Source organism: Neorhodopirellula pilleata (assembly GCF_007859915.1).
In the GTDB taxonomy this organism is placed as follows: Bacteria; Planctomycetota; Planctomycetia; order Pirellulales; family Pirellulaceae; genus Rhodopirellula; species Rhodopirellula pilleata.
This window is the reverse complement of record NZ_SJPM01000019.1, coordinates 54,969-72,613: the sequence shown is the minus strand read 5'-3', so window position 1 is coordinate 72,613 and position 17,645 is coordinate 54,969. Positions and strand designations below refer to the sequence as shown.

General features: G+C 56.5%; 12 protein-coding genes. 4 read left to right on the top strand and 8 right to left on the bottom strand.

The genetic code is table 11. The annotated features are described in order from the left end of the window. Nucleotides 1–14: 14 nt before the first annotated feature. From Pla100_RS26940 to Pla100_RS26925, 4 genes are all read right to left on the bottom strand, one after another. Entirely contained in the window at nt 15–578 is a 564-nt protein-coding gene (locus Pla100_RS26940; protein WP_146581905.1) for a hypothetical protein, read from the bottom strand. Nucleotides 579–639: 61 nt separating this feature from the next. Beyond that, nucleotides 640–1,140 (bottom strand): hypothetical protein, encoded by a 501-nt coding sequence (locus tag Pla100_RS26935; RefSeq protein ID WP_146581903.1) that lies wholly within the window; start codon nt 1,138–1,140, stop codon nt 640–642. Next, nucleotides 1,137–1,550, bottom strand: coding sequence for a hypothetical protein (locus Pla100_RS26930; RefSeq protein ID WP_146581901.1), 414 nt, complete (start codon nt 1,548–1,550; stop codon nt 1,137–1,139). Before Pla100_RS26930 ends, Pla100_RS26935 begins: the two co-directional genes overlap by 4 nt. Then, the gene (locus tag Pla100_RS26925) at nt 1,547–1,786 is read right to left on the bottom strand and encodes a hypothetical protein (RefSeq protein ID WP_146581899.1); all 240 of its coding nucleotides are present in this window, start codon (nt 1,784–1,786) and stop codon (nt 1,547–1,549) included. The genes Pla100_RS26930 and Pla100_RS26925 overlap by 4 nt, the downstream gene beginning before the upstream one ends. Before the next feature lie 174 nt (nt 1,787–1,960). Between Pla100_RS26925 and Pla100_RS26920 the strand changes: the two genes are divergently transcribed. Both Pla100_RS26920 and Pla100_RS26915 read left to right on the top strand, forming a co-directional pair. Next, nucleotides 1,961–3,052, top strand: coding sequence for an AAA family ATPase (locus Pla100_RS26920; RefSeq protein WP_146581897.1), 1,092 nt, complete (start codon nt 1,961–1,963; stop codon nt 3,050–3,052). Then, nucleotides 3,049–4,446 carry a DUF2201 family putative metallopeptidase gene (locus tag Pla100_RS26915; protein ID WP_231603676.1) on the top strand — a complete coding sequence of 466 codons (1,398 nt, stop codon included), beginning with the start codon at nt 3,049–3,051 and terminating at the stop codon, nt 4,444–4,446. The genes Pla100_RS26920 and Pla100_RS26915 overlap by 4 nt, the downstream gene beginning before the upstream one ends. Nucleotides 4,447–4,940: 494 nt before the next feature. On the opposite strand, the gene Pla100_RS26910 is transcribed toward Pla100_RS26915, so the two are convergent. The 3 genes from Pla100_RS26910 to Pla100_RS26900 form a co-directional block, all read right to left on the bottom strand. Further along, the gene (locus Pla100_RS26910) at nt 4,941–6,293 is read right to left on the bottom strand and encodes a DUF1552 domain-containing protein (RefSeq protein WP_146581895.1); all 1,353 of its coding nucleotides are present in this window, start codon (nt 6,291–6,293) and stop codon (nt 4,941–4,943) included. Nucleotides 6,294–6,332: 39 nt separating this feature from the next. Then, nucleotides 6,333–8,594 (bottom strand): DUF1592 domain-containing protein, encoded by a 2,262-nt coding sequence (locus Pla100_RS26905; RefSeq protein WP_390620666.1) that lies wholly within the window; start codon nt 8,592–8,594, stop codon nt 6,333–6,335. A 235-nt stretch (nt 8,595–8,829) separates the two neighbouring features. Next, nucleotides 8,830–10,518 (bottom strand): sigma-70 family RNA polymerase sigma factor, encoded by a 1,689-nt coding sequence (locus Pla100_RS26900; RefSeq protein WP_146581891.1) that lies wholly within the window; start codon nt 10,516–10,518, stop codon nt 8,830–8,832. Between the two features lie 392 nt (nt 10,519–10,910). On the opposite strand from Pla100_RS26900, the gene Pla100_RS26895 reads away from it, so the two are divergent. Continuing rightward, nucleotides 10,911–14,144, top strand: a complete 3,234-nt coding sequence (locus Pla100_RS26895) for a [protein-PII] uridylyltransferase family protein (protein ID WP_146581889.1) — start codon at nt 10,911–10,913, stop codon at nt 14,142–14,144. Then, nucleotides 14,141–15,211, top strand: a complete 1,071-nt coding sequence (locus Pla100_RS26890) for an ABC transporter ATP-binding protein (protein WP_146581888.1) — start codon at nt 14,141–14,143, stop codon at nt 15,209–15,211. Before Pla100_RS26895 ends, Pla100_RS26890 begins: the two co-directional genes overlap by 4 nt. 135 nt (nt 15,212–15,346) lie before the next feature. Here the strand turns inward: Pla100_RS26890 and recQ are convergent, their stop codons facing one another. Then, on the bottom strand, nt 15,347–17,602 hold the full coding sequence (gene recQ / locus Pla100_RS26885; RefSeq protein ID WP_231603674.1) for a DNA helicase RecQ: 2,256 nt from the start codon (nt 17,600–17,602) through the stop codon (nt 15,347–15,349). Nucleotides 17,603–17,645: the final 43 nt, after the last annotated feature.

Sequence of the window (17,645 nt, the reverse complement as noted above, 5' to 3'; positions counted from 1 at the left end):
GTTCTTCTCTTTCATTATTCGTCCCCGTTTTTCGTTTTGGTGGCCGGTGACGGTGAGTCGATCACGTCGTCATCGGCTTCGTAGTCGATCGCGGCCGTGGCCAACATGTGGCCTTCGTCGCAGAGTCTCGCGATCTCTTGGTGGAAAACCGCCATGCCTGCAGCGTCGTCGCCGAAAACGGTCTCGACCGCCTGTTGGTATCGTTTGATCCACTGATTGGCGTATGCAAGAGGCACCGTGTCGAGTTCTTCGTTCTTCTCAGCAAGCTTCAATAGATCGACCGCTGCTTTTCCAGCGACGATTTGGTTCTCACTCTGGGCAAGGTCGGCGAGTCGCCGGGCCGCTTCGGGCGAATTGTCGGAAATGATGGATCTCGCGCGGCCGACTGCGTTTTGTTCAATGGACCGTCGTGTCGCGATTACATCGACATCGTTCGCCCAATCGTTCGCCGTTGATTTGGCCACGCCGACCGCTTTCCCGGCGGCTCGCGCACTCATTCCGGTTGCGAGCAGCCCCGCAAAACGAGCCTGCTTTGTCAGTCGAGATTTCTTTGCCTTGGTGAGTGCGGTCGTCGCCATGGGTGCCCGGTTTTCGCTTTGGGTCGTCTGTTTTGCCCGGATTTTAGCCGGATTTGCTCGATTAGTTGCGTTTGGGACCTAAAACCGGGCAGACCGCCGCCGAGATGCCAAGCTGTGAGGCGATTTCGACCAACTCCGACAGTTGACTCGCGAACTGCTGATCGGTCCATTTAGACCCAACTGTGAGCCTTTGAGAGTGTTGGTCCGTTTTGTCGTCGAGAATGACCATTTTCATCCGTTCAATGTGACGAACGAGTCGATAGCGGTCGACTTCCGAAGCCGTGGCGAGCTCGAGCGAGATGATCGCCCGGGATCGAACCAGCTTTGCGGCCGGGGCGTTCGGGCGGCCTTGGGTGATTCTGTTCATCAGGGCAGCATGGGCGGCTTCGCGTTTCTCGTTCAGGACGTCGATCGATGTCATCGTGGTTTCCGTGGTTGTTTTCGGGCGGTTGGTGGGTGATTTCGCCGGTTTGGCGGTCGCTCGCCCGCGTCGGTGGCGTGATCGGATGTCGGCGATGAAGTTGGAATGCATTTGCGAGACGAAAGCGGTGTGGGTGGTCATTGGTCTGAATCCTCGGTGGTTAAACGGTTGGTGATCGCGGTTGCCTGTGCGGCCGCTTCTGTGAGTGCGTCGGCGGTCTTGATCCAAAAATCAGCGTTCCGCTTCAACGACGCGAGAAGTTCGATTCCGTCGGGATCGGTGAACTCCTCGGTGGGAACGGATGCGATGTCTTCCCCGAAGGCACCCAAGACGCCGGACAAGGTTTGGCATGATTCCGTGAGGATTTGAAAGTATTCCGCTTCGGTTATTTCTTCCTCATCGTCGTGGACACTTTCGCCCGCATCGTCGGCAAGGATTGCCGCTTCGCAGTCTTCGCAGACATTGGCTTCGAGGTCGGCGGAATAGAAAACGTCGCCCAGGCCTCGGCAGGACTCGCACCGTGGTGGTTGGCGGTGGCCGATCATAATCATCGTGACACCTCCGCCGATTTGGCCGCTTCGGCCGCCAATTCTTGGGCGTAGGTGAGGACGATGAGACGTTGCCGGTCGGTCAGTGACGCGAGGGCTTCGAGTATCGCCGCCTTGATGCGTTCGGCCTCTGACGCCAATGACACCGCCGGGGACACCGCCGCTTGATCGTGTGCTATAGTTTCCGGTGATTTGGCCGTTTGTGAGAGTCCCGTAGGGGTCACTCGCTTAATGGTCATCTTCGGACATCAATGTTCGAAAATGACCATTTTTTTTTGGTACGTGTCCTTTGGGCTTCTTGTCCAAATCATCGTTGGCAGTGGAACTTGTCAAAGTTCAAATAGTGTTCTGACAAGTGCCGAATTCTTGCGATTCCGACTACCTCCCTTCGATGAAACCCGGGAGCCATCCCTTTGGCCGTACGCGTCGACGTCACCGAACTCAACGAACTGCTCGCCGTCACCCCGCCTCAGCAAAACATCATGCTGGCCGGGCGACACGGAATCGGGAAATCGCAAACGATCACCGAGTTCTATCGTCGACGTGGAATGCCGGTCGTGGCGTTCTTCCTTGGACAAATGAGCGATCCCGGTGACTTGATCGGGTTGATGCATCAGGATGAAACGACCCAACGGAGCGAGTTCATGCCGCCCTATTGGTGGCCCGTCGATGACCAACCGGTCGCCCTGTTCTTGGATGAACTCAACCGTGCCCGTCCGGAAATTCTGCAATCGGTCATGGAGTTGGCGCTCAACAAGACGCTCGCCGGCAAAAAGCTACCCGAAGGAAGCGTCATCGTTTCGGCCGTCAACGAGGGCGACGAATATCAACTGACCGATTTGGATCCGGCATTGGTTTCCCGATTCAATCTTTATCATTTTGCACCCACGGTGGATGATTGGATGCGTTGGGCGAGCGAGCATCGGATCGATGCCCGTGTGATTGGTTTTCTGCAAAAGCAGCCGCATTATCTCGACGGTGACAGTGTGGCGGATCCGTCGTCGGCCGTATTCAGCTCGGGATTGGTCAAAACGCCCGATCGCAGAGGCTGGGCGAGGGTCAGCGATTTGATCGGTCCGCTCGCGACACTCACGCCAATGCATATCAAGATGGTCGCCGGCATCGTGGGGCCGACCGCTGCGACCGCGTTTCGCAAAAGCTTGGCAACGCCGCTGCCGGTCACCCCCGACGAAGTCTTGTTGGCATGGTCGACCCACCGCAAGACGATTGCCAAGATGCCGCTTCAGGAATTACTGCTGCTCAACGAGCAAATCTTGATGTGGTTGCAAGCGGACAAGTGCCCGGTTGGTAAACAAGACCAAGCCCGCAAGGCGTTGCTGGCCTACTTGAAATTGTTGCGAAGTCGAAAATTTGACGAGGGCGTCGCCCACTTTGTTTCTATGGTCGATAAGCCCCAGTACCCCAACGCGATGTTGTTCCTATCGGAATCACTCGAGCTGACGGGACTCGTCACCGAGTACATCGAAGGGATCCAAATCCATTGAGTCGAGTCGATCCACGTCAACGCATCACGCGTGTGATCGAAGGGTGGTTTCTGAGCGAACCGTTGCTGTTCGCCGCTTGGACGATGCATGAAATCGCTTCCCAACCCCAAATCGCTACGATTCGAGTCGGGCGTGGCCGGATCGAATACAACCCTGACTTCATCGCTTCGCTAACGAACGAGAGCTTGCGTCAAGTTCTGACATTCGAAACGATGCGAATTCTGCTCGGGCATCCTTATAGCCGCCGCCAAGACGACGCAGCCTTGTCGTATGCGGCGAGTAATCTAACGGTGCAGGAATGTTTGCGGACCAAACTTCCGATCTCCCGTGCTCGTGACGTGTTGGGAGGTCCGGAACATGACGATCAGTATTTTGAATACTATTACCGCGAATTGCTTGAGCGTAAACAGCAAGACGATCCGCCACCAAAGGACGCCTCCCGGGATCAGGACGATTCGCAACAGGATGAGTCAGGGCGAGACGACACGCAACAAAACGACGAGCCCCGATCGCAACAGGATACCCAAGGCGAGCGTGAATCTGACAAACGAACCAACGAGCCAACCGGCGATGAAAGCGACGGGGCGGAGTCATCCGATCAGCCGAACTCATCGCAAACGCCGGGGCCACGTTCGGCCGATCTAGAAAGCTATGCCGACGCCGGGTCGGTAGGACTGGAGAATACGCAGGCTTGGGACGCCGACGATCTGGCTCAAGAAGAAATCTCGATCGCGATCCAAGAAGCCTCCCAAGGTGATCGCTGGGGAACGCTTGGTGGTTTCGCCAAAGAGCAACTCCGGGCGACACTCCGACCACCGTTAGATTACCGTGGCGTGTTGCGACAGTTTCGACAAAGCGTATTGTCGGTCGATCGCCGATTGACGCGAATGAAGCCGAGTCGCCGATACGGATTCGCTCAGATGGGCAGTCGATACGACTTCACGACTTCGCTGCTCTTTGCGGTCGATGTTTCAGGATCGATGAGTCATGAAGTCCTGCAAATGGGGTTTTCGATCATCAATCGTTTCTTTCAATACGGCGTTCGCAGTATCGACGTGGTGAGCTTTGATACGCGGGTTATTTCACCCCCGATGACACTGCGACGTGCCATAGAACATATCGAAGTGACCGGGCGAGGCGGCACGAACTTTCAATGCATCATCGATTTGATCGACGGGCGCGGCGAGTATAAGCCGTCGACCAATTACGACGGATTGATCGTCTTTACCGATGGACAAGCACCGATCCCGAAATCGCCGACGAATCGCCGCGTGAAGATCCTATGGTTGTTTCACAGCGAAGCGGTTTACGATCGATCCGCAGAGGGTTTATCCAAACTCGGCGCGACGGCGTTCGTCCAACCGACGCGTTCAAGCCGGCGTTTGAATCGGTGAGTCGCGGCGATTGAGGCGTGTCCAAACTGTTGCGTTATCAACCGCAACCCACCTGGGTGCGGCTAGCGGGCTGTTGATTTAGTCCTCATCGAAACCCGAAGCGTGAGCGAGGGATACATACAAAGGACTTAATGGTGATGGATCCCTCGCTAACGCTTCGGGTTACGATTCAATCAACACGCCGCTAGCGGCGTGTTGATTGAATTAGCCGTACCGCGTTAGCGGCGGTTCCCGCGAGCGTTAACCGGGGCTGAGGCAAAGCCTCCAGGACAGTGCGTCCCCAGGCGGGAGCCCTCTTGATAGGCCACAAGTCCTCATGGATTGCTCCCCTGCCAGCTCGTCTGGCAGGAAGCCGAGGTTGGCAAGCTAAGCCGCAAGCCGCAATTTGCCCCACATTATTCACCCACGAGACGAGCTCGTGGGGGTCAAAAAGATGTGTGGGATAAAGAGGGCGGGAGCCTTGGAACAAGTAACGGGTAACACCTTGCGAATGATTACGAAGCTAATTGGTTCAGTTCACCGGTGCTGTCGCCGAACTGTTTCGCTTCGACGCCCATTTGATGCATCATCCACAGATACAGATTGCACAGCGGCGTGCCATTCTCGTAGCGGATGTGCCGACCGGTTTGGATGCGCCCGCCACCACCTCCGGCGAGCAAGATCGGTAGGTCGTCGTGGTTGTGCCGGTCGCCATCACTGATCCCACTGCCGTAGACGATCATGCAGTGGTCCAGCAACGTGCCATTGCCTTCGGGGATATTCTTTAACCGTGAGATGAGGTATTCAAACCGTTCCAAATGAAACCGATTGATTTTGGCGATTTCGGCTTGCTTGTGAGCACTCTTGCCGTGGTGGGACAACTCGTGGTGCCCTTCGTTGACATCGATTTCTTTGTACGAACGATTGCTACCCGCGTTGGTGAACATGAACGACAGGATGCGGGTGCTGTCGGTTTGGTAGGCCAGCGTGATCATGTCCATCATCAGTTCGCTGTGTTTGGACAACTCACGCGGCACGCCGAGAGGACGCGGGTAGTCGGGCACGCCTTCTTCGCTGATCCCTAACTTTTCAGCCCCATCGAGACGTTTCTCGACATCACGGATGGAATACAGGTATTCGTCGAGTTTGCGACGATCGACGATCGGTAGGTGGGCGTGTAAACGCTTCGCGTCGGCTTGGACGAAATCTAAGATCGACTTGCGATGCTTTTCGCGTTCGCTCTTGGCCCGCCGCGTTTCTTGAACGGTTTGTCCGGCGAACAAACGATCGAACACCGCCCGCGGGTCATTTTCTTTGGCCATCGGGTTGGTCGGACCACGCCAGGACATGTTCGATGCGTACGCGCAGCTATAGCCGGAGTCACAATTGCCGGCTTGGCTACTTGCCTCGAGTCCCAATTCGAGCGAACTGAAACGGGTTTGGTCGCCGATCGCTTCGGCGGTCGCTTGGTCGACCGAGATGCCGTTTTGGATATCGGCACCGTTGGTTTTGCGAGGGTGGGCTCCGGTCAAAAATGCTGCAACGCTACGGGCGTGATCGCCGCCGCCATCGCCGTGGGCGCGAGCGCCATCGAGGGTCAATCCGGTCAAAACGTTGAACGAATCTTTGTGGGCCGACAGACGCGACAACGTCTCGGTGAGTTCGTAACTGCGGCCTTCCTTGGACGGCGTCCAATCGGGCATGTGCATCCCGTTGGGCACATAGAAAAATCCCATTCGCAGCGGTGGTGCGGTGGGCGATCCGGTGGCAGCGAGCAATCGGTTCGGCTGCATTGCGTCGAACAAAGGCAAAGCGATCGCCGTGCCCAAACCACGAAGGACGGTTCGGCGGGAAAGGCTAGTCGGCATAAGTGAATCCTTGTTGAAGGCAATGTGAACGAAGGCGAACTATTCTCGAAAACCTTGTTTCTGGAACGGTTCGCTTTCGATGATACCAGCGATGACATAGGCAAATCGGTAATCTTTGGATCGGACCTTTGCCATGATTTGGTCGATCGCGCATTTATCGTAGTATTCGGTACCGCGACCGAGTGAATAAATCAACATCTTCTCGACCAGGCAGCGGACGAATTGATCCTTCCGTTGCGTGGCAAGTAGGTCACGCAGTCCTTCGGCCCCGGTGAAGTGGGTTCCATCGGGCATCTCCCCGGATGCATCGATTTCATCACGACCATCGCGTGTCCGATAACGACCGACGGCATCGAAATTCTCCAACGCGAACCCGAGCGGGTCCATCATGTTGTGGCACGCGGCGCATGCCGGATTGGAGCGATGTTGCTCCATCCGCTCTCTTAACGAACCGACAAGTTTTCCCTTTTCCAATTCGGGAACGTTCGGCGGTGCCGGTGGAGGTGGTGTGTTGAGTAGATTGTCGAGAATCCATTTCCCGCGTTTGACCGGGCTCGTTCGTGTGGGATTGCTCGTCACGGTCAAAACACTCGCGTGGGTCAACAAACCTCCACGGGGCGTTCCCTTGAGGGACACGAGACGGAATTCATCGCCGCGGACATCGTCCATGCCGTAGAACTTAGCGAGCGATTCGTTCAGGTAGGTGAAGTCCGCGTCGATCAATTTGGTTGCCGGCATGTTGTTCTTCATCACCTCGGAAAAGAACATCAGCGTTTCGATCTTCATCTCTTTTCGGACGGTATCGTTGAAGCCACGATAGATTTTAGTGTCCGGATCAACCGCATCGAGGTTGCGTAATTGCAACCACTGAGCGGCGAAATTCTCGACGAACCGGCTCGCACGTGGGTCTTGGATCATCCGTCCCACTTTGTCGAGCAACTGATTGCGGTCGCGAAGCTTGTTTTGATGGGCGAGCAATAACAACTCATCGTCGGGCATGCTGCTCCACAAGAAATACGAGATACGAGTGGCCAATTCGTAGTCGTTGATCAGCGGCATCTTACCCGAGGCATCGGGCTGTCGCGGGCGTTCGACGCGAAACAGAAAATATGGCGAAACGAGCACTGCTTGCATGGCGACTTGAATGCTTTCCTCGAACGATCCGCCTCCGTCCGTAACCTGTTTGGCGAGCGAGACGAGACGTTCGATTTCAGCGCGCGAGGCGGGACGACGATAGGCCCGCGAGGCAAATCGTCCGAGCACAGCGGCGGCCGCCGTGTCGATCGGTTCGTTTGCGCCAGGCGTCTTGAATAGCAAGTATTTGTGGCTAGCTGGGAGTTCAGGTTGGGTCGCAAACCGGCTTCGCTGTTCGACGCCTTCGACTTCGATGTAGTGCAGATGAAAATTGCGGTCTATCTTTCCGGCGACGTAATGATCGTTGATAAACTCGATGTCGATTTCACGTTTGACTTTGCCGAACTGGAAGCTCACCACCTTCTCAGCGATCTCGCTTTCGGGAACGTCGACAATTTCTTCCTTGCCGGCGCTGGAGACTTTGATCTTGACCGGTTCGTCACCGCCCTGGTCGCCGCTAACAAACAGCTTGACTTGATAGTTGCCTTTGAAGGGTGCATCAAGTTCAAGCGTGGCCTTCCCGCTTGATGCCATGGTCAAGGTTTGGGTGCCCGATTTCTTGGCCCCTTTCAAATCCGCCGGCGCGAACGCCCGCTTGTAGGTTTGGGGCGGTTCAGGCGTGTAGATCGCCTCGCCGACGATCGCTTCGGCCGCATCGAGATACTTTTCCATCAGCAGTGGTGGCAAGGACAACACATCACCGATCGTGTCGAAGCCGTACCCAATGTCGTCGCCCGGAAAATCTTCCGCCGGGGCATAGTCGACGCCGGTCAAGTCACGAATCGTGTTGCGATACTCGTTGCGATTGAGTCGACGCAACGTCACCTTGCCCGCGTTGGGGTTTTGAACGCAGTCGACGGCGTTGGCCAGTTCATCGATCAGATTGACCATCCGCTCACGCGAGACGGGATCCATCAATTCGGCGTCGGCAGGGGGCATCGTTCCGAGTTGGACTTGAGCTTTCGCCCGCATCCAATCTTTTCGCCCCTTAAGCAGTTTTTCCGAGGTGTCGTCGGCTTCGAGCGACAGCCCTCCTTCGCCCTCGTCGACCCCATGGCAGTCGTAACAATACGTCCGCAACAACGGGATCAATTCTTCATGCAACTTTTGCTCGCGGGCCGCCTGATCCGCCCGAGATGTTGGGGCCGTTACGGTCAATGCGATCAAGGCGAAAAACGACCGAGCGAGAAACCAATGGCTTCTCGCTGGTCGATGTTTAAGCAGAAAAAGGCTAGGCGAGAACAACGGGGCGGCGCAGTGAACAAGAACCATGAAACCAACGCAGACGGACTACTATTATAGCAGGTTGCGAACAAAATTCGCACCCTTGAATCGAGTCACTCGACGTCGACCGAATCACTGAGTTGCCGAAGGTTCCTCGTGATTTGTTCCCGACAATGCTTCAGATCGCTTCGCTGCCTTCAAACATGGTCAGTTCAGCCCCGTCGAGGAAGCTGACTAATGACTTGGCACGATACGGTTGTTGCAGTTTGCGAACCGCTTTGCTTTCGATCTGACGGACGCGTTCACGAGTGACTTGGAAAATCCGGCCGACTTCTTCGAGCGTGTACGTGTAACCATCGGCCAAGCCGTATCGCAAACGCAGGATCTCGCGTTCCCGATAGTTCAATGTTTCCATCGCCAAGTCGATCTGGCGTTTGAGCGCCTCGCGGTTTGATTCGATCAATGGATCTTGGTCGCGATGGTCTTGAAGGAATTCGCCGAAGACGCTGTCTTCGTGATCCCCGACAGGTTGATCGAGTGACAAAGGTTGACGGGCCATCTTGAGGATCACGCGGGTGTCGTCGAGCGACAGACCGCTGCGGGCGGAGACTTCTTCGGGCGTGGGTTCGCGGCCTTGTTCTTGTACGAGGTCGCGGGTGATCTGGCGGATTTTATTCATCGTGTCGATCATGTGAACCGGCACGCGAATCGTACGACTTTGATCGGCGATCGCTCGAGTGATCGCTTGGCGAATCCACCACGTAGCGTACGTGCTGAACTTGTAGCCTCGGGCGTGTTCGAATTTATCAACCGCTCGCATGAGCCCGGTGTTGCCCTCTTGGATCAAGTCCAGGAACGATAAACCTCGGTTGCGATATTTCTTGGCGATCGAAACGACCAATCGCAAGTTACCCGCCGACAACACTCGCTTGGCAGCATCGTAATCGTCCCGCAGCGTGTCGCAGCGATCGATACGTCGGTGTAACGTTTGTGGTGTTTCGTAGGTTAAACGCATGAGGTATCGCAACTCGCTGCGAAGTTCCTCTTCGCTGGGCATTCCGGCGAGCGCGAGCCGATGAGGCTGGGTTAGGATTTCGCGAATTTCATCCATTCGCATCGAACTGCGACGCAGCTTTTCAAAGATCGGTTGCAGTTTGTTGGTCCGCAAGTTCATTTCTTCGACCAACCGGACCGCCTTGTTGCGACGGATCACGAGGTTCCGCCACGCAGCCCGGCGACGACGCATCGGCAACGACTTGTTGATCGCGGTCATGTAGTCGCTACGATTTTTCGAAAGCAGATGTCCGAGGGTTCGGGTATTCGGAATGATCCGCTTCATGATGGCTTTCTTCTCCGACGCGTTGGTAACGCTGACTTCGATCGTGCGATCGAGCCGGAGTTGTTTGTCGCGGACCTGTTGCAGGAGTTTCAGTGCGGCTTGCAACATGAAATCGGTCGCCATCATGCAGTGGCGATAGCGGTCGCGGGTGGCTTCGATTTGACGAGCGGCCGAGACTTCTTGGTCGCGGCTGAGCAGCGGGATTTGGCCCATCTGCATCAGGTACATTCGGACCGGGTCTTCGGTCGGATCGCCGAGCATTTCTTCCCGGCGGATCGGCAAGTCGTCGTCGGCGATCAGGGATAGGTCGGAGTCGTCCGCGATCGCGTCGGCAAAATCTTGCCCCATCGTGCGAGACCGTCGGGAGACGGAATCTTCAGCATCAAAGGCATCATCCTGTAGACTGCGGCGGCTGAACTTTTTACCCATCAAGGTCTCCTCGGTTTCCGAACGATCATCAACTAGGTTCAGGTCGAGAAACCAAGCACTGTCAGTGCCAGAAGCCTTTCCAGGCAACGCGTAAATCATGGCAAACCATTGTCACGAAAGAGGTTAGGCAAGTCGAATTGCCTGCGGGGAGGATAAGGTGATGCGGCGAGACCGATGCCCGAAATCAACGTCACGTTGCGTCGACGCAACGTCGGTTGGTTTCGTTGAACTGATCTCAACGTTTCGCGTTTCCATGCCAAACGTTCCCCCGTCTCGCATGTCCAAAGGTAGGTTACCATTCGTGTTCGTGAGGCGGACTCCGCTACAACAATCCTCCGGTGACGTCTAAACTTGGATGCAACGACGGCCGAAAAGTTCCCTCGAGTTGCTCCCGAATCCACCTAGTGATTGATTCGGGAGGCTGTCGGAAGACCGAGTCATTTCCCGCTTCCAGCGATGCTTTACCCTCTTTTTCTGATGAAACGACGCCGATGAAATCCGCCGATCACGTCGAATCGTCAGGAACGCCCCAGCCTGAGACCCCCTGGGCGGCGTTTGAGCCGCTTTCGGCGCAACGTTTTTCGGATCCAGACGGTGTGCTCGAGTCGCTCCGGCGAATCGCAAGATCCGGGGCGTCGTCGGATTTGCTCGCCAACCTGTGGCATTTGATACACGGCACCATTCCGCTGATCGATGCTCCCGAGAAAACGATCGGCGAATTAGCCCGTTTCATCGACGGGTCTCGCAGTCCGATGTCATTGTTGGCCCTGTTTGATCGGGATGCCCATTCGCTTCCCGCACTGATGCAGGTCTTGTCGACGAGCGAATCGATCGCCGAACTGCTGATCAGTGACCCCGAAAGTTTTGATCTGTTGCGGGCTAGCGACGGGCAACCCTCGTCCCCGGAAATCCTGATGGACGAATTGTCGGCCGAGTTGCAAACGGTCGGATCGGTCGCCCGGGCCGCGGTGGCACTGCGACGTTTCGCCGGTCGGGAAATGTTGCGGATTGCGTACAGCGAATTCGTCCGCGGATTGTCACCCGATCGCGTCGGACGCCAAATCAGTTACGTGACCGACGCGATACTCAATGCCTCGTTACGATTCACGATCGACCAAGTCTCCAGCCGCCATGCGATCCCGCAACGGATCGACGGAACGCAGCCGACCTACGCGATCGTCGCACTTGGGAATTACGGCGGCGAGGAAATCGGGTACGACTCGCCGTTGGATCTACTAATGCTGTGCGATCAAATCGATCGCAAGAACGAAAGCCACCTGCGATTCAATCGGCAAGTCGCTTCGGGTTTGATCGGGCTGCTCAATTCCAACCGCGGGCCGGTCGTTTCACTGAACCTGAATTTCATCGCGGGCCCAGGTGAGGAAAGCCATCTTAGCGACAGCCAACGGCTCAACGATTGGGCTCGAAATGCGGGATCCGGCAAACGTGTCATCGAATTCCATGACGCCCACGAAGCGGCAGCCCATTACGAGCGAGAGAATCAGACTTGGCAACGGTTGGCGTTCGTCAAGGCGCGCGTCGTCGCCGGGGACGACGAACTGGGACGTCGTTTTCTCAAGCGAATCGAGCCTTGGGTTTACCATCGCTTGCTCACACGGAGCGAGATATCGGACATCCGCGTGTTGCGTCGCAAACTTGAAAAGCGCGCCATGTCACCGGATTCACAGGACGGAACCCCGATCGCCGACAGTCCGGGTGGCCGACGTGACATCGAATTGATTGTGCAGTTTTTGCAACTGCTTCACGGCGGCGAACTGCCCGAAGTCCGCGTGACCAATACGCTCGACGCGATCGCCGCTTTGAGTCGCCACGGCTGTCTGACGATCCAAGAAGCGACGATCCTTTCGGACAACCACGCCCGGTTATGCCGCCTGGAACATCACCTCGCGGTCTTGTTCGATCATCGTGTGACTCACCTGCCCGATGATCCCGACGTGCGCCGGCAATTGGCCTGGCGTCTCGGTGTGCGCCGTACGATCGATGATCGTAATGGAATCGAAATCGGCGATATAGAACGTTTCGAAACTTTGCTCAGTGGCACATTCGAAGTCGATCGCAAGATCATCAACCATCTATTGATTCAAGACGTCGCGGCCCGCCCGATTAGTTCTCGCGACCCGTCCCAAGAAACCCCCGCCTCCTTCAATGATGTCGTCGAAATTGAAACGGAACTGATCCTTGATCCTGATCCTGATCTTCAAGCCTACCAGGAAGTCTTGCGCGGCCATGGGTTTGAAGAAATCGAACGGGCGGTCGATCACTTGGCGGCGCTGAGCCATGAAACCGTTTCGTTCTTGTCGCCCCGCCGTTGTCGCCATTTTTTCGCCAGCGTCGCACCGGGGCTGTTGCGTGAAATCGCCCAAACGCCCGCCCCCGATCAAACGCTCTCTCGATTGGTCGAGGTGACCGATTCGATCGGGGCCAAAGCCACGCTTTGGGAATTGTTAGGTTCCAATCGGGCGACTTTGCAATTGATGGTGCGGTTGTGTGCGTTGGCACCCTACCTGACGAACATCCTGCGGAATCACCCCGGCATGATCGACGAGTTGATCGATTCGCTGGTGATGAATCGACTACCGACGGCCCAACGATTGGATGCTCAAACGATTCGCTTGTGTGGATCGGCCGAAGACATCCGGCTGATTTTGCAAACCTTCAAGACCGGATCGCACCTGATGATCGGCGTGCGGGATCTGCTCAATAAGGAATCGTTCGACGACATCGGGCAAACGCTCAGTGATACCGCCGAAGCGTGCCTTCGACGGGTGATCGAGAACCAACAAGAAAAACTCGCGTCGCGTTTCGGCGATCCGGTCGACGGTCACGGCAATCCGGCGGAAATGGTCGCGATCGCGTTGGGGAAATTCGGCGGCAGGGAACCGAACTACCACAGCGATCTCGATTTGACTTTCGTTTATACCGCCGACGGAGAAACGGTTCGACGCGTCGGCGGACCACGGACGACGCTTTCGAATCGTCAGTTTTTCAACCAGCTCGCTCAAAACGTGATCCGCGAAATCGATTCGGAAACCAATCGACTCTACGAGATCGATCTGCCATTCGCGAGAGGAGCGGATGAAACCGTTCTGACTGATTCGCTAGCCCAATTCCTCAAGCCGTTCCGTCACGGCAGTGCGCCACTATGGCAACGCGTGGCGCTCTGTCAGGCGCGCCCGGTCTCCGGTTCCAAGGCTGCGATCAAGATGGTCGAGGAGGTGATCGACCGGGCCATTCTTCAAACGCCGTGGCGAGAAAGCGATGTCGGCGAAATGAAGTCACTTCGCCAACGCAGTGAATCGACCGCAACGCCCGACAACCTTAAACGCGGGGTCGGCGGCACCGTCGATGTTCAGTGCATTGTTGCGGTCAGAAAATTGAAACGCACCCAAGATCAGCCACCCATCAAGTCGACCGGGATCATCGATAGCTTGCGTGAACTCACCGACGTCGGCGTCTATGAACGAGAGGACGCCGAAACATTGATCGAGGACTATCGCTATCTCCGAAACGTGGAAGCGAAACTGCGTTTGATCAACACGGTATCACGACATGAGCTACCGTTATCCCAAGACGGCGACGTCGATACCCTCGAAATGCAAATGTTGGCACGCTTGCTCGATGAATCGGATCCCCGGACGATTGTTGCACGTTGCGAACAAGCCCGCCGCAATATCCGCCAACGGTTTGAACGGCTCGTCTCGTGAACGAACCGGAAGCCTTGAAGCTGATCGGGATTGATCATTCTTATGCCGATGTTCCGATACTGCGTTCGCTTGACTTTTCGCTCGCCGCTGGCGAGTACTGCGTCGTATTGGGACGCAGCGGCAGTGGCAAGAGCACGCTGTTGCGATTGATCGCCGGGTTGATTCCGCTGGAGGCGGGGACGATCAAAATGAACCAACAATGCGTTGCGAGAACCTCGCCGAAGGACCGGCACGTGGCGATGCTGTTTCAAGACGATCGGCTGTATCCGCACTGGACGTTGCGACGGGCGATGGAACTGGCGTGCCGAGCCAGCAACGTCGAGCAAGACACGAAAACGGAAATCGAATCGCTCGCCCGGCGTTTTCAGATTGCTGATGTTTTGGATCGGCGGCCTGACCAAGTGAGCGGCGGTCAGTTGCGTCGTGCCGCGTTGGCCAAAGCGATCCTGCGTCGCCCGGCGGTCTTGCTGCTTGATGAACCGTTGCATGGACTCGATGCGACTTTGCGTGAAGACTTCCTATCGTTGCTAGCGGACTTGCCGCGGCAACGTGGGCGGACCACCGCGAGCACCGACTTGCCGTCGACCGCGATCGTTCATGTGACTCATGACGGCGACGAAGCGATGCGACTAGCCGACCGAATCGCCGTCCTCGATCAGGGCCGGGTGGTCCAGTCCGGACCACCTTCTGAAATCTATCATCGTCCGCAAACGCTCGCGGTCGCACGTTCGCTCGGTCATCCTCCCGTCAATGTCCTATCGGCAAACGCCGCGAACGCGTTTGCATTGGAATCGACGGAATCGCAGTGGATTGTGCGTCCGGAGAACCTTGAGGTCGTCGCCAGTGATACGCAACGATCCAATGGAATCCAATGGCAAGCACGCCTGATCAAGTCGCGGTTCGTCAATGGACATTGGGTCAGCCATTGGCGTTCTCACGAACAAGACTGGCGATGCGTTTCGACGGATGACCCCATGCGTATGGTCGTCAATCAATCGGCAACCTTGTCAATGCATCCTGATCGGATGCACCGGGTAGGGATTGAGAGCCGAATTACAAACGATTAGCCGCAAGGTTGGTTGCCGGGCTCCCTTCTGGTGACCCAAGGCATCTCAGGCTTCCGCTTGACGAGTCGATGGAGATCGGGAGGCGGGAGCCTCTTGGGCAGTGCGTTCCCAGGCGGGAGCCTGGGAACGAGTGTACTAAGTCGGCTCGGCTTGCTGATTGCGGTTTTGATAGCAACTCATCACGATCCGAATATCAGCGTACGAAACCGGCACCTTAATCGCTTCGTTTTCCGCTAACGCATCGAAGATCGGTTTGAGCCGTTGGTCTTCGCTAATCCCGGCGGCTTCTTCGATCAACGGGATCTTTTCGGCATCGACCCACGGGGACGCGTCGGTGATGTTTTCGTCGGCGATGTAATTCGCCAAATAGCCTCGCGTGGTCGACTCGGCACGTCCCATGATTTGGGCGACTTCGTCGATCGACTTGCCGGCTCGGAACAGTTCGCGCGCCTGATTGATTGCCAACTCGCCTTTCATCGAAAGGGGTTTCTTGACGGACGTCGCGGCGGTGGGTCTCGGCGAGGTGTCGGGGACGTCGCGGGTAAGCGGATGCCCGTCGCAGTACTCGTTGATGGCGTTGAGGAATACTTCGCCGAGTTCCTCGAGTTTGCGTTGGCCGACGCCGTGGATCGTGCCGAACCGATCCAGATCGCTGGGGCGTTGCCGCGCGAGCGTTCGCAACACGGCATCACCGAAGATCACGTACGCGGGCACGTTGCGTTGGCTCGCCAATTGACTTCGCAACGCTCTCAAATGCTCGAACAATCCGCGATCAACGCCTTCCCAAGATTCCTCCGGCCGTGAGTAACCATTCCCTGCGCCAGAGTTGCCCGCCCTCGAGCGAACCGCCCGGGCAGGCGGACGCGTGAGTGTTACCGAGCCGATCCGTTTCAATAGGTCTCGCCCGTTCGGTGTTAACGCGAGCGTTCCGTATTCGCCGACACGTCGCAAGTAGTCTTGCGAGATGAGTTGTTCGATCCACATTTTCACTGCGGCGGCGGGTTCATCCCCCAACAAACTGTACGTGCTCAGTCGGTCGTGACCGGAACTCAAAATCTTTTGGTCCTTCGCACCGGTCAATACTTTCACGGTGTATGCCACACCGAACCGCTCTTGCAAACGCACGACACACGACAGGATTTTTTGTGCCAACGTGACGGGATCGTCGACCGTTTCGAGTTCACCCAAGCAAACGTCGCACGCGTTGCAGTTATCGACGTCGTATTCTTGACCGAAATACGAAACGATCGCCGCGTGACGGCATCGGACGCCCGAGCACAAGTCGGCCATCGCGTTGACGCTTCCCATCGCGTCGTCGAAATTCGATCGGTCGCCGTTTTCGAGGATCCGTTTCCACGTCATCACGTCGCCGCCGCTGTAAATCAACACGCAGTCCGCCGTTAAACCGTCTCGTCCCGCCCGTCCGCTTTCTTGTTGATAGTGTTCGATCGACTTGGGCATCCCGGCGTGAATGACAAACCGCACATTGGACTTGTCAATTCCCATACCGAAAGCAACCGTGGCTACGATCACGTCGACTTTCTCTTGGATGAAGGCTTCTTGGTTGGCTTGGCGTGTGACGTCGTCCAAGCCCGCGTGATAAGGCAGCGCCGTGATGCCGATGGTTTCCAACGCCGCGGCGGTTTGCTCGACTTCTTTACGAGTGATGCAGTACACGATCCCGGATTCGCCGCGATGTTGCTCGATGACGGTTTGGATCTGTTGCAACTTGCCGTTGCTTTGCATCATCCGGTAACGCAGGTTGGGGCGATCAAAATTCCCGACTAAAACGTTCGGTGATTTCAATCCCAACTGCTCGACAATGTCGTCGCGAACACGTTCCGATGCTGTCGCGGTGAAGGCGTGAACGGACGCGTCGGGGAACCGTTGTTTCAATACTCGCAAGCCGCGATACTCGGGACGGAAGTCGTGCCCCCAATTACTGACGCAGTGTGCCTCGTCGATCGCGAAAAAGCTGATCGGCACCGTCGTCAGGAAGTCCAGCGTCCGCGAGGTCAGCAAACGCTCGGGGGCCATGTACAACATCCGAATCTCACCGCTGCGGATCCGCTGTGCGGTGACGCGTTTTTGGTCGTCCGATTGAGTGCTGTTGACCAGCGCGGCGGCGACCCCGTTGGAAGTCAACGCATCGACTTGGTCCTTCATCAAGGAAATCAGCGGCGATACCACGACCGCCATGCCCTCACGCACGATGGCGGGGACTTGATAACAAAGCGACTTGCCGCCCCCGGTCGGCAACACGACGAGACTATCGCGACCGGCGATCACGTCAGAAACGGCTTCGGCTTGCAACGGTCGAAATTCGTCGTAGCCCCAAACACGATCGAGGACTTCGTAAGCGTTTTGCAGGTCCGGGTTGGCCACGGGCACGGCAATATCCTTTACGCGTGAAAACAGTTCGAATCGGAATCCA

Excerpts from the sequence above, each read along its gene's own strand:
- Pla100_RS26940 (WP_146581905.1), bottom strand. The coding sequence starts at position 578 with ATGGCGACGACCGCACTCACCAAGGCAAAGAAATCTCGACTGACAAAG.
- Pla100_RS26935 (WP_146581903.1), bottom strand. The coding sequence starts at position 1,140 with ATGACCACCCACACCGCTTTCGTCTCGCAAATGCATTCCAACTTCATC.
- Pla100_RS26930 (WP_146581901.1), bottom strand. The coding sequence starts at position 1,550 with ATGATTATGATCGGCCACCGCCAACCACCACGGTGCGAGTCCTGCCGA.
- Pla100_RS26925 (WP_146581899.1), bottom strand. The coding sequence starts at position 1,786 with ATGACCATTAAGCGAGTGACCCCTACGGGACTCTCACAAACGGCCAAA.
- Pla100_RS26910 (WP_146581895.1), bottom strand. The coding sequence starts at position 6,293 with ATGCCGACTAGCCTTTCCCGCCGAACCGTCCTTCGTGGTTTGGGCACG.
- Pla100_RS26900 (WP_146581891.1), bottom strand. The coding sequence starts at position 10,518 with ATGATTTACGCGTTGCCTGGAAAGGCTTCTGGCACTGACAGTGCTTGG.
- Pla100_RS26895 (WP_146581889.1), top strand. The coding sequence starts at position 10,911 with ATGAAATCCGCCGATCACGTCGAATCGTCAGGAACGCCCCAGCCTGAG.